This window comes from Pinisolibacter sp. DMC100, from assembly GCF_056313705.1.
Window position 1 is genome coordinate 421,948 of the sequence record NZ_JBQUZT010000001.1, and the last position, 12,242, is coordinate 434,189.

The following is a 12,242-nucleotide window of genomic DNA, read 5'->3' on the forward strand; positions in this document are numbered from 1 at the left end:
TGGCGGAGGGGCTGCTCTCGGACCCTTGGGGTGGTTCCCTGCCTTGGTGCGCGATGCTTCGAGACGCGGGCCATCGGCCCGCTCCTCAGCATGAGGTGTTTTTCTGTTTCAGAACAAATACATGCGCTTCATGCCGAGGGGCGCGCCCTTCGGGCGCCCGTCTCGAAGCATCACGCACCACAGTCGAAACAAAACGCCAATTGAAACAATTGGATGGAGACGGAACCCGATCGTCTCGCATCCGATTCGAACGCCTCCGAATCGAACTCACCCGATCAGCCGGCTGACCAGCTTGGCGGTGTAGTCGACCATCGGCACGATGCGGCCGTAGTGGAGGCGCGTCGGGCCGATGACGCCGAGCACGCCGACGACGCGGGCCTCGGCGTCGCGATAGGGCGCCAGCACCAGCGACGACCCCGACAGCGAATGCAGCTTCGCCTCCGAGCCGATGAAGATGCGCACGCCCTCGCCGCGCTCGGCGTCGCCGAGAAGCTCGATCAGGTCGCGGTTGCGCTCGAGGTCGTCGAAGAGCGAGCGGATGCGCTCGAGGTCTTCCGCCGCACGCAGATCGTCGAGCAGATTGGCGCGGCCGCGCACGATCAGCTGCTGCGGCCGTCCTTCTGCCGCCTCGCCCCAGGTGGCGAGCCCGTCCTCGACGACGCGGGCGGTCAGGTCGTCGAGTTCGGCCTGACGCTCGCCCTGGAGCCGTTCGAGTTCGGCCCGCGCCTCCGTCAGGGTGCGGCCGCGGATGGTGCGGTTGAGATAGTTGGTCGCCTCGACCAGCGCCGAGGGCGGCAGGCCGAGCGGCAGCTCGACGACGCGGTTCTCGACCGATCCGTCCTCGCCGACCAGCACGACGAGGCCACGCGTCGGCTCCAGACGGACGAATTCGATGTGCTTCAGCCTGAGATCGGCCTTGTGGGCGAGCACCAGACCGGCGCCGCGCGTGAGGCCGGAGAGCATCTGGCTCGCCTCGGTCAGCACCTCTTCCGGCGTGCGGCCGGCGGCGCGGATCTCCGCCTCGATGCGGCGGCGTTCGCCTTCGCCGAGATCGCCGATCTCCAGCATCGCATCGACGAAGAAGCGCAGACCGCTCTCGGTCGGCAGCCGGCCGGCCGAGGTGTGCGGGGCGAAGATCAGGCCCGCCTGTTCGAGATCGGCCATGACGTTGCGCACCGAGGCCGGCGACAGCGCCATCGGCAGCAGTTTCGAGATGTTGCGCGAGCCGACCGGTTCGCCGGTGTCGAGATAGCCCTCGACGATGCGGCGGAAGATCTCGCGCGAGCGCTCGTCGAGCTGGGCGAGGCTGCCGGCACCGGCGGCGATAGGCGGTTGGGTGAGGAACGGCGGCTGGGCCATGCTGAATCCGTCGACCCGTCGATCGGGCCGTGGCCTCGATCGTACATCACGGCGGCGGCCGATCAATCGTCCCGCGACCCCGATCGGCCTTTACCTCCGCCCCCCGGCGGGATACGGGAGACCTACGAAACGACCAACGAACGAAAGATATCCATGCGCCCGTCCAAACGCGCCGCCGACGAACTGCGCTCCGTCAGCCTCGAGCGCGGCGTCGCCAAACACGCCGAGGGCTCCTGCCTGGTGAAGTTCGGCGATACCCACGTGCTGTGCACCGCCAGCCTCGAGGACAACGTGCCCGGCTGGCTGCGCGGTCAGCGCCGCGGCTGGGTCACCGCCGAATACGGCATGCTGCCGCGCGCCACCCACGACCGCATGCGTCGCGAGGTCAATGCCGGCAAGCCGTCGGGCCGCACCCACGAGATCCAGCGTCTGATCGGCCGTAGCCTGCGCGCCGTGGTCGACCTGCAGGCGCTCGGCGAGCGCCAGATCACCGTCGACTGCGACGTCATCCAGGCCGACGGCGGCACCCGCACCGCCTCGATCACCGGTGCCTGGATCGCGCTGCACGACTGTCTCGCCTGGATGAAGGCGCGCGACATGTTCAAGGGCGAGGTCCTCAAGGACCACATCGCGGCGATCTCCTGCGGCATCTATCGCGGCACTCCGGTGCTCGATCTCGACTATGCCGAGGATTCCAACGCCGAGACCGACGCCAACTTCGTCATCACCGGCTCCGGTGGCATCGTCGAGATCCAGGGCACGGCGGAGGGCAAGCCCTTCACCCGCGCCGAGCTCGACGCGCTGCTCGGCCTCGCCGAAAAGGGCGTCGGCGAGCTCGTCGCCCTGCAGAAGACCATCATCGGCTGAGCGCGGCCGCTCGGCCCGGAGAGGGAGGATCGTCCATGACCCCACGTCGTCTCGAAGGCGGCCGGATCGTCGTCGCCACCCACAACAAGGGCAAGCTCGCCGAGATCCGCGATCTGCTCGCCCCCCACGGCATCGATGCCGTGTCGGCGGGCGAACTCGACCTGCCCGAGCCGGAGGAGAACGGCGAGACCTTCGAGGCCAACGCGGCCCTCAAGGCGCTCGCCGCCGCCCTCGCCTCGGGCCTGCCGGCGCTCGCCGACGACAGTGGGCTCTGCGTCGCGGCGCTCGGCGGTCAGCCGGGCATCTTCTCGGCGCGCTGGGCCGGCGAGGACAAGGACTTCGCCCGCGCCATGCGCAACATCGAGGAGATGTTGGCGCAGTCGGGCAGCACCGATCGTGCCGCCCATTTCGTCGCCGCCCTCTGCCTCGCCTGGCCCGACGGTCACACCGAGACGGTGCGCGGCGAGGTCCACGGCACCCTGGTCTGGCCGCCGCGGGGCGACGCCGGCTTCGGTTACGACCCGATGTTCCTGCCGGAGGGCGAGAGCCGCACCTTCGGCGAGATGTCGGCCGAGGAGAAGCACGGGTTGAAGCCGGGCGAGACCGGACGTTCCCATCGCGCACGGGCCTTTTCCGCCTTCGCCGCGCGTTGTCTGTGACCGCGCGCTCGGGCAATCATCGCGCGGCGGCGGACGTGCGGGCGATTCGCTCGGATGGTGGGCTGCCGAAGGAGACGGGAATGGCGGGTCTCGATCCGGGCTTCGGCATCTACGTGCACTGGCCCTTCTGCGCATCCAAATGCCCCTATTGCGACTTCAACAGCCACGTCCGCCCCGGCGGCGTCGATCAGGCGCGTTACGGCCGGGCGCTGGTGCGCGAACTCGAGCATTTCGCCGCCCGCACCCCCGGTCGCCGCGTCTCCTCGGTGTTCTTCGGCGGTGGTACGCCCTCGCTGATGGAGCCGAAGACGGTCGAGACCGTGCTCGGCGCGATCGCCCGGCTGTGGAGCGTCGAGGCGGACGCCGAGATCACCCTCGAGGCCAATCCGAATTCGGCGGACGCCGCCAATTTCGCGGCCTACGCGACGGCCGGCGTCAACCGCCTGTCGCTCGGCGTCCAGGCGCTCGACGACCGCGATCTCAAGCGTCTCGGCCGCCTCCACGACGTCGCCGAGGCGCTCGACGCCATCGCGCTCGCCCGCGCCCATTTCCCGCGGATGTCCTTCGACATGATCTACGCCCGGCCCGACCAGACGGTCGAGGCCTGGCGCGAGGAGCTGAAGGCGGCGCTCGATCTCGCCGTCGACCATCTCTCGGTCTACCAGCTGACCATCGAGGAGGAGACGCGCTTCGCCGATCTCCACCGCGCCGGCAAGCTGATCCTGCCCGACATGGACCTCGCCGCCGATCTCTGGGAGGCGACCCGCGAGACGCTGGAAGCCGCGGGCATGCCGGCCTACGAGACCTCCAACCACGCCCGCCCGGGCGCCGAGAGCCGGCACAATCTGGTCTATTGGCGCTACGGCGAATATGTCGGCGTCGGCGCCGGTGCCCACGGCCGCATCGTCGAGGCCGGCGAACGCCGCGCCACCGCGACCGAGAAGAACCCGGAGAAGTGGCTGCGCCTGGTGGAGGCCCACGGCAACGCGCTCGACACCGACGAGCTGCTGACCCGCGAGGAACAGGGCGACGAATATCTGCTGATGGGCCTGCGCCTGACCGAAGGCATCGATCTCGACCGCTGGGAGGACATCTCCGGCCGCGTCCTCGATCCGGCGCGTCTCGCCGATCTCGAGGCCCACGGCATGGTCGAGACGATCACCATCGGCAACGCCCGCCGCGTCCGCGCGACCAAGGACGGCGCCGCGGTCCTCGATGCGGTGGTGGCCGATCTCGCGGCCTGAGGGGGGCGAGGCTCGGCCGGGCTTGCCGTCGTACACGAAGTCTCGAAAGGGTCGAGACTTCGTGTGCTCGCCATCAGACGCGCGAGGCAGACGCGGCGTGGCTGCGCCTTGCGGCCGTGGCTGCCGTTTCGCGGAAGACGGCCACCGCGAAGATCGCGGCCGAGGCGAGTGTCACCAGCGATCCGATTGCGGCGAGTGGGACACCCCAGGCGAAGCCGAGGTGGACCCCGGTGATGCCCGGCATGAGGGTCGCGAGCCCGATCACCGCGACGGCGAAATGGATCCGAGCGATCCCCGCGGTGCGCGCCGGGCGGCGTTCGTAGAAGAGCCCGGCCAGGAACATCGTCACCCAGCCGATCAGATTCAGATGGGCATGGACCGGCGACAGGGTGTGGTCTTCGGACATCGCCATGGCGATGCCGAGACCCATGCCGGCGAGAGCGGAGAGGACGCCGACCCGCAGGAACCAGGAGGAGGCCATGTCAGGCTCCTCCCGCAGCGGTGGCCGGCTCGACCAGCGACCAGCCCTCGAAGACGGCTTCGTGGGCGATCTTGCCGTCCCGCATTCGGAAGACGTGCAGGAGATGAAGGTCGACGAGGCTGCCGATCGGTACGGGCGCCCGATCGAAGCCCTCGCGGACGAGACGGAATCGCGCCCGCATCTCGTCGACCACACGGGTCTCGGTGGCGAAGCGGTCGATCGGCTCCATGGCGAGGAGATCCATCGCACCGAACATGCGCCGATAGTTCGCCTCGATCGCCGGTTTGCCGACGAGGGACAGACCACGGGTCGGCATGTCGAGGACGATGTCGTCGGTATAGAGATCCATGACGGATGTGGGGTCGCGGCCTTCGGCGGCGAGATGCGCGGCGACGACCGCGAGATTTCTTTCGATCGGGTCTTCCATGGTTCGATGCCCCTCGATATAGACAGAATAACTGTCCATATCAATTGGACAGACATTCTGTCAATATGGGTCCACATGATGACGCGAACGATTTCGGAGGAGAAGACGACGCTCGGGTCGCTCCTGCGGTTGCCCTACGAACGGCTCCAGGAGGCCGTCTACGCTCGTCTCGCCGAGCGCGGCTTTCCAGACGTCCGCCCGGCGCACTCGACCGTGTTCCGCACCATCCTGCCGACCGGATCGCGGGTCAGCGATCTCGCCGAGCGGGCGCAGATGACGAAACAGAGCATGGCCTATCTGGTGCAGTCGCTCGCCGATCTCGGCTATGTCACGATCGGGCCCGACCCCGAGGACGGCCGCGCGAAGCTCGTGACGCCGACCGCGCGAGGCGAGGCGGTCTGGGCGGCCCTGATCGATCTCAGCGCCGAGGTCGAGACGGAAGCGGCGGGGATCATCGGCCCGGAAAGGCTGGCGGCCCTGCGCGCGACGCTCGCCGAGCTGATCGGCGCCCTGGAAACGCGTCGACCGCCGAAGGCGGGGTGAGCCGACGGCGGTCGATCGAAGAATGCGACGGCTCGCGCCCGTCGAAACGCGGACGGCGCGTCGTCCTCACGTCCCCGGCGGGAACTGCTTCGGGGCGGGCGAGATCGCGCGGGCGGTGCCGCCGCCGACTTCCATCACCGCGAGGCCGCGTTCCGAGGTGCCGTCGGCACGGAAGCGGAAGAGGCCGGTGACGCCGAGGAAGCCGTTGCGCGACAGCAGCACGTCGTCGCGGAAGGGCCGCGAGCCGGCGTTGCGGACGAGGCCGGCGGCGAGGAACACCGCCTCGTAGCCGAGGATGGCGAGCGGGCCGGGCGAGCCGTAGGCGGCCTGATAGCGCGAGCGGAAACCGTCAGCCGCCTGCGGATCGACCGCCGGGAACCAGCCGCCGGCGAGTGCCGGCGCGGCGAGGCTCGACGGATCGTTCCAGCGGCCCGAGCCGAGGAACTTGACGCGCGACCGGTCGAGACCGGCCGAGACCATCGCCTGGATCACCGTCGCGGCATTGGAGCCGGCATCGGGGACGAAGACGGAATCGATCTGCTGGCCGAGCTTGGCGATGGTCGCCGCCTTGGTCTGCATGTCGGTCGGATCGCCCTTGTAGCGCTCGACCGCCATGACGCGGATGCCCGACCGCGCCGCCTGTTCGCGGAAGGCGGCCTCGACCACCACGCCGTAGGCGTCGTCGGGGACGATCGCCGCCATCGACTTGCGGTTCTGCGCGCCGGCATAGGAGACGATGCGCTCGACGTCGGCCGACGGCAGGAAGCCGATCAGATAGACGCCGCGCGTCGCCACCGTGGTGTCGGTGGTGAAGGTGACGATCGGCACGCCGGCCGCACGCGCCGGTTCGCTCGCGCCGCGCGCGGCGACCGCGTTGAGCGGGCCGATCAGCAGCTGGGCGCCCTGCGAGATCGCTTCCGATGCGGCGGTCTTGCCGCCCTCGGTGGTTCCCGCGTCGTCCTTGATCAGGATGGTGATGTCGGCGCCGGGGAAGTCCTTCAGCGCCAGCTCGGCCGCGTTGCGCAGCTGAGAGGCGATCTGGGCCGACTGGCCACCGGCCGACTTCGGCAGGATCAGGCCGATGCGGACGGATCCGGTGCCGATCATGTCGCCACTGGCGGGCAGGGCCGCGCCCGGTGTAGCTTCGGCGAAACCGCCCCCACCGGTGCCACCGGAGAGGTTGGAACCGCAGCCGGCGAGCGCGAGCGCGGAAGCACCGCCCACGGTGGCGGTGACGAAGCCTCGGCGGGTGGCGAGGAAGGGGGCATTGCGCGGCAAGGAGGAACACCTCTCGTCGGTCGATGTCGGCCACTCGACGCATGGCACGCGATCGCGGCGAATTTTGGCCTCGCGAGCGGCACAAGTCAAAGCGTCGCCACGCGATTTCCTGCCGACTGCGCGTTTCGGCCGCCGCCCCGCCCGTTTTTTCCCCGTTTCTGTCCGGATCCCACCATGACCACCGACGACGAATTCCCACCGAACGATCGCGCCGACGCGCCGCTCGGGGCCGCGTCCTTCCGCATCGACGCCACCGTCTTTCCCGCGCCCCGTCAGCCCGCCGGTCTGCACGTCGTGGCGACCCCGATCGGCCGCCTCGCCGACGTGACGCTGCGCGCCCTCGAGACGCTCGCCGGCGCCGATCTCGTGGTCTGCGAGGACACCCGTGTCACCCGCGTGCTGCTCGACCGCTACGGCATCCGCGCGCGCCTCGTCTCCTACAACGACCACAACGCCGCCGAGCGCCGCCCGCGCATCCTCGCCGCCCTGGAGGAGGGGAAGGCGGTGGCGCTGGTCTCCGACGCCGGCACGCCGCTGGTCTCCGACCCCGGCTACAAGCTGGTCGGCGAGGCGATCGCCGCCGGTCACCGCGTGATCCCGGTGCCCGGCGCCTCGGCGCTGCTGACCGCGCTGGTGGCGAGCGGCCTGCCGTCGGACGCCTTCCTCTTCGCCGGCTTCCCGTCGCCGAAACGCGAGGCCCGCCGCCATCGTTTCGAGGAACTCGCCCGCGTGCCGGCGACGCTGGTCTTCTACGAGAGCCCGCATCGCCTCGCCGAATGCCTGGCGGACGCCGCCGCCGTCTTCGGCCCGGCGCGTGCCGGCGTCATGGCGCGCGAACTGACCAAGACCTTCGAGGAAGTGGTGCGCGCGCCGCTCGGCGAACTGGCCGAGACCTTCGCCGCCCGCAGCGTCAAGGGCGAGGTCGTCGTCCTCGTCGGCCCGCCGGCCGCGGAAGAGGCGACCGAGGCCGACGTCGACGCCATGCTGCGCGCGGCGCTCGCCCGTCAGGCGCCGGGCAAGGCGGTGGCCGAGGTGGCGCGGCTGACCGGTGCCGACCGCAAGGCGCTCTACGAACGCGCCATGGCGATCAAGGCGGAGGGTTGACGCCCATGGCGTGGCGCGGCACCGAGGACCGTCGACGCGCCTATGGTCTCGGCCTCTCCGCCGAGGCCCGCGCCGCCTGGGTGCTCAGGCTGAAGCTCCATGCCATCCTCGCCCGTCGTTGGCGCTGCCGGCTCGGTGAGATCGATCTGGTGGCGAAGCGCGGCCGCACGCTGGTCTTCGTCGAGGTCAAGGCGCGCGGATCGGTCGCAGCCGCGATCGACGCCGTCGGTCCGACGGCACGGGCCCGCATCCTCGCCGCCGCCGATCTCTGGGTCGCCGCCCACCCGCATCACGCCGATCTCGACCGTCGATTCGACATCGTCGCGGTTGTCCCCGGCCGTTGGCCGACCCATGTCAGCGATGCATTCCGCGCCGACGACCTCGACCTCCCCCGTCGTCGGCATTGATGCGGGATCCGGCCGGTCGCTTCGCGACGCCGGATCCAACTCTTCGAAAAAACCATTGTTCGGAAACGGTTTTTTTCGAAGAGCGGAATACGAAACCCCGATCTCTCCGATCGGATTTCGTATGACACGTCCCCGCCGCCGCGATAGAACTCGGTCGGCCCCCGCGCTCACCCGGAAGGATACCGAGCCGCATGTCTCTCGACGTCGCCGTCCAGATGGACCACATCGCCACGATTCGCGTCGCCGGCGATTCGACCTTCGCCCTGCTGCTCGAAGCCCAGGCGCGCGGGCATCGCCTGTGGCACTACACCCCCGATCGCCTCGCGCTGCGCGAAGGCCGCGTCTCCGCCGGGGTCGAGCGCCTCGAGGTCCGCGACGTGGCGGGCGACCACTACACGCTGGGCGCCGTCGAACGGGTCGATCTCTCCCGCTTCGACACGATCCTGTTGCGCCAGGACCCGCCCTTCGACCTCAACTACGTCACCACGACGCACATGCTGGAGCGGGTGCATCCGAAGACGCTGGTGGTCAACGACCCGGCCTCCGTCCGCAACGCGCCGGAGAAGATCTTCGTCACCGAATTCCCCGATCTGATGCCACCGACGCTGATCACCCGCGACGCCGAGGAGATCCGCGCCTTCCGCGCCGAGCACGGCGACATCGTCATGAAGCCGCTCTACGGCCACGGCGGTTCGGCGGTGTTCCGCGTGAAACGCGAGGACGAGAACTTCGGCTCGCTGATGGACATGTTCGCCGCCACCTGGCGCGAGGCCTGGGTGATCCAGCGCTACCAGAGCGAGGTGCGCCAGGGCGACAAGCGCATCATCCTGGTCGACGGCGAGTTCGCCGGTGCCGTCAACCGCGTCCCGGCCGCCGACGACCTGCGCTCCAACATGGTGCGCGGCGGTCAGGCGGCGGCGACCGAACTCACCCCGCGCGAACGCGAGATCTGCGAGCGGATCGGCCCGTTCCTGCGAGAGCGTGGCCTGATCCTCGTCGGCATCGACGTCATCGGCGACTGGCTCACCGAGATCAACGTCACCTCGCCGACCGGCATCCGCGCCATCCGTCGCCTCGGCGGCCCCGACATCGCGGCCATGGTCTGGGATCGGATCGAGGCCAAGATCGCCGCCGCCCGCGCCTGAGGAGAGCTCCTTGCCGCCCGCCGCTCGCCCGTCGTCCCGCCTGTTCGCCGCATCGCTCGCCCTCGGCCTCCTCGCCGGCGGGCATGCCGCGGCGGCGGCCGATCGCTTCGTGATCGTCGCCCCGACCGCCGGCAGCGAGTTCCACGAGGCGGTGGCGGAGGGCTGTCGGACCGCGGCGGCGAAGCTCGGCGGCGCCGAATGCACCATGCTGGCGCCCGGCCCGAACGAGCCGCGCAGCCAGGGCCGGATCATCGCCGATCTCGTCGCCGAGAAAGTCGCCGGCATCGCCGTGTCGCCGGCTTCGCTGTCCGACGTCCAGCCCGCCGTGGCCGCGGCGCGCGCCGCCGGCATCCCGGTCGTCGCCTATGACGCCGACCTGCCGGCCGCGACCCGTGACGCCTTCGTCGGTTCCGACGCCCGTGACTTCGGCCGCGCGCTGGGCGCCTCGCTGAAGCGCTGGCGGCCGACCGGCGGTCTCTATGCGGTGATCACCGGCGACGCCGCCTCGCCGGTGCTGGTCGATCGCCTCGCCGGCGTACGCGACGCGCTCGGCGGCGACTGGCGCGAGATCCCGGCCTCGCCGATCGCCACCGCGGCGGAAGCCCGCGTCGCCGCCCAGGCCGTCGATCGGGTGATCCTCGAACATCCCGAACTCGACGCGGTGGTCTCCATCGGCGCCTGGCCGCTGCTCGACGAGGCGGTGTGGCGCGAGATCGCCGGCCGCCACAAGGACCGTCTCGACCGTGCCAAGCCGATCCTGGTCGTCGCCGATGCGCTGCCGCTGGAGAAGCGGCTGGTGCGCGACGGCCTCGCCCATGTCCTCGTCGGCCAGCGTCCGGCCGAGATGGGCACCCGCATCGCCGAGATGCTCGCCGCCCGCCGCAAGGGCAAGCCGATCGCCGAGGTCGTCTATGTCGGCTTCGACGTCTTCACCCGCCGCGACCTCCTCGCCAAACCCGACTGATCGTCGGTTCCGTTCCGGTGATGTTCGCATGAAACAACCTGCGCGACGTGGCGATCGCCGACGGGTTGCAATCGTTCGTGAAATGTTCCATGCTCTCCGAGCCAAGGAGCGGAACATGGTCGCGAGAGTCACCACCGTCGCGTTTCAGGGCGTCGAGGCCGTTCCGGTCGACGTCCAGGTTCAGATCACGGCGGGCAATCCGACCTTCGCGCTGGTCGGCCTGCCCGACAAGACGGTGGGCGAGAGCCGCGAACGCATCCGCGCCGCCCTCTTCGCCGCCGGCCTCGCCCTGCCGCAGCGGCGCATCACCGTCAATCTCGCTCCCGCCGACCTGCCCAAGGAGGGCAGCCACTACGATCTGCCGATCGCGCTCGCCATCATGTCGGCGATCGGTGCCATGCCGGGCGACCAGCTCGGCGAGCACGTCGCCCTCGGCGAACTGGCGCTCGACGGCACCATCGCCACCGTCAACGGCGTGTTGCCCGCCGCGATCGCCGCCAGCGCGCTCGGCAAGGGGCTGATCTGCCCGGCCGAGAGCGGCTCGGAGGCCGCCTGGGCGAGCCCCGATCTCGCCATCGTCGCCGGCCGCAGCCTCGCCCAGCTCGCCAACCACTTCAAGGGAACGCAGGTTCTCTCCCGCCCTGCGCCCAAGGTGCGCGAACCGGCGAACGACCTGCCCGACCTCGCCGACGTCCGCGGTCAGGAGAGCGCCAAACGAGCGCTCGAGGTCGCCGCCGCCGGTGGCCACAACCTGCTGATGGTCGGTCCGCCCGGTTCGGGAAAGTCGATGCTCGCCGCCCGTCTGCCCTCGATCCTGCCGCCGCTCGGCCCCCGCGAACTGCTCGAAGTGTCGATGATCGCCTCGATCGCCGGCGAACTCGCCGACGGCCGGCTGACCGATCGCCGCCCCTTCCGCGCCCCCCACCACTCCGCCTCGATGGCGGCGCTGGTCGGCGGCGGCATCCGGGCGCGGCCGGGCGAGATCTCGCTCGCCCACAACGGCGTGCTCTTCCTCGACGAGTTGCCCGAGTTCGCGCCGCAGGTGCTCGACGGTCTGCGCCAGCCGCTGGAGACGGGGGAAGTGGTGATCGCGCGCGCCAATCATCGCGTCGCCTATCCCGCCCGCATCCAGCTCGTCGCGGCGATGAACCCCTGCCGCTGCGGCCATGCCGGCGAGCCCGGCCACACCTGCCGCCGCGGCGCGCGCTGCGCCGAGGACTATCAGGCCCGCCTCTCCGGACCGCTGCTCGACCGCATGGACATGCGGGTCGAGGTCGGCGCGGTCTCCGCCGCCGATCTCTTCCTGCCGGCGCCGCGCGAGGGCTCGCGGGAGGTCGCCGCCCGCGTCGCTCGGGCGCGGGAGCGCCAGCTGTCGCGCTTCGCCGCGCGCGGCCTCGACGGTCTGCGCACCAATGCCGACATCCCCGCCGCCCTGGTGGAGGAGCTGGTCGATCTCGAGCCCGGTGCCCGTCGGCTGCTGACCGAGGCGGCGGACGGTCTGCGGCTCTCGGCCCGTGCCTGCCACCGCGTCCTCAAGGTCGCCCGCACCCTCGCCGATCTGGAGGACGCCCCGCGCGTCACCCGGCTGCATCTCGCCGAAGGCTTCGCCTATCGCCGCGCCGGCGAACGTCTGGCCGGCGCCGCCTGAGCGAACGCCGCTGCCGATCGCTCGGATCGATGCGTCGATCGACCGCCGCAGGTCCGGCGGCGATTCACGCGTGGAAAACCCCCGTCGCCGGTGGAAAACCGCCGCGCCGGCCCGCG

General features: G+C 70.6%; 13 protein-coding genes. 9 read left to right on the forward strand and 4 right to left on the reverse strand.

Going from position 1 to position 12,242, the window contains the following annotated elements:
* Nucleotides 1–267: 267 nt before the first annotated feature.
* Nucleotides 268–1,359, reverse strand: coding sequence for a heat-inducible transcriptional repressor HrcA (gene hrcA / locus ACT541_RS02045; protein ID WP_476133883.1), 1,092 nt, complete (start codon nucleotides 1,357–1,359; stop codon nucleotides 268–270).
* Between the two features lie 153 nt (nucleotides 1,360–1,512).
* Between hrcA and rph the strand changes: the two genes are divergently transcribed.
* From rph to hemW, 3 genes are all read left to right on the forward strand, one after another.
* A complete protein-coding gene (gene rph, locus ACT541_RS02050) occupies nucleotides 1,513–2,226 on the forward strand; it encodes a ribonuclease PH (RefSeq protein ID WP_476133884.1) in 714 nt (237 codons plus the stop codon).
* A 35-nt stretch (nucleotides 2,227–2,261) separates the two neighbouring features.
* A complete protein-coding gene (gene rdgB, locus ACT541_RS02055) occupies nucleotides 2,262–2,885 on the forward strand; it encodes an RdgB/HAM1 family non-canonical purine NTP pyrophosphatase (RefSeq protein ID WP_476133885.1) in 624 nt (207 codons plus the stop codon).
* 80 nt (nucleotides 2,886–2,965) lie between these two features.
* Complete coding sequence (gene hemW / locus ACT541_RS02060; RefSeq protein WP_476133886.1) at nucleotides 2,966–4,129, forward strand: radical SAM family heme chaperone HemW; 1,164 nt, start codon at nucleotides 2,966–2,968, stop codon at nucleotides 4,127–4,129.
* Between the two features lie 73 nt (nucleotides 4,130–4,202).
* Here the strand turns inward: hemW and ACT541_RS02065 are convergent, their stop codons facing one another.
* Together ACT541_RS02065 and ACT541_RS02070 are read right to left on the reverse strand one after the other, a co-directional pair.
* Nucleotides 4,203–4,610 (reverse strand): hypothetical protein, encoded by a 408-nt coding sequence (locus ACT541_RS02065; protein WP_476133888.1) that lies wholly within the window; start codon nucleotides 4,608–4,610, stop codon nucleotides 4,203–4,205.
* A 1-nt stretch (nucleotide 4,611) separates the two neighbouring features.
* Nucleotides 4,612–5,037, reverse strand: coding sequence for a nuclear transport factor 2 family protein (locus ACT541_RS02070; protein WP_476133890.1), 426 nt, complete (start codon nucleotides 5,035–5,037; stop codon nucleotides 4,612–4,614).
* Nucleotides 5,038–5,115: 78 nt separating this feature from the next.
* On the opposite strand from ACT541_RS02070, the gene ACT541_RS02075 reads away from it, so the two are divergent.
* The gene (locus tag ACT541_RS02075; protein WP_476133892.1) at nucleotides 5,116–5,580 is read left to right on the forward strand and encodes a MarR family winged helix-turn-helix transcriptional regulator; all 465 of its coding nucleotides are present in this window, start codon (nucleotides 5,116–5,118) and stop codon (nucleotides 5,578–5,580) included.
* 66 nt (nucleotides 5,581–5,646) lie between these two features.
* On the opposite strand, the gene ACT541_RS02080 is transcribed toward ACT541_RS02075, so the two are convergent.
* Entirely contained in the window at nucleotides 5,647–6,858 is a 1,212-nt protein-coding gene (locus tag ACT541_RS02080; RefSeq protein ID WP_476133893.1) for a penicillin-binding protein activator, read from the reverse strand.
* Nucleotides 6,859–7,032: 174 nt separating this feature from the next.
* Here ACT541_RS02080 and rsmI point away from each other — a divergent pair, with 174 nt between their 5' ends.
* The 5 genes from rsmI to ACT541_RS02105 all read left to right on the forward strand — a co-directional run bounded on the left by rsmI (nucleotide 7,033) and on the right by ACT541_RS02105 (nucleotide 12,126).
* On the forward strand, nucleotides 7,033–7,962 hold the full coding sequence (gene rsmI, locus ACT541_RS02085) for a 16S rRNA (cytidine(1402)-2'-O)-methyltransferase (protein WP_476133895.1): 930 nt from the start codon (nucleotides 7,033–7,035) through the stop codon (nucleotides 7,960–7,962).
* 5 nt (nucleotides 7,963–7,967) lie between these two features.
* Entirely contained in the window at nucleotides 7,968–8,369 is a 402-nt protein-coding gene (locus ACT541_RS02090) for a YraN family protein (protein ID WP_476133896.1), read from the forward strand.
* A gap of 191 nt (nucleotides 8,370–8,560) precedes the next feature.
* Nucleotides 8,561–9,514: a glutathione synthase gene (gene gshB / locus ACT541_RS02095; protein ID WP_476133898.1), complete on the forward strand. Its 954-nt coding sequence runs from the start codon at nucleotides 8,561–8,563 to the stop codon at nucleotides 9,512–9,514.
* A 10-nt stretch (nucleotides 9,515–9,524) separates the two neighbouring features.
* Nucleotides 9,525–10,478: a substrate-binding domain-containing protein gene (locus tag ACT541_RS02100; protein WP_476133900.1), complete on the forward strand. Its 954-nt coding sequence runs from the start codon at nucleotides 9,525–9,527 to the stop codon at nucleotides 10,476–10,478.
* Nucleotides 10,479–10,593: 115 nt separating this feature from the next.
* Nucleotides 10,594–12,126 (forward strand): YifB family Mg chelatase-like AAA ATPase, encoded by a 1,533-nt coding sequence (locus ACT541_RS02105; protein ID WP_476133902.1) that lies wholly within the window; start codon nucleotides 10,594–10,596, stop codon nucleotides 12,124–12,126.
* Nucleotides 12,127–12,242 lie beyond the last annotated feature (116 nt).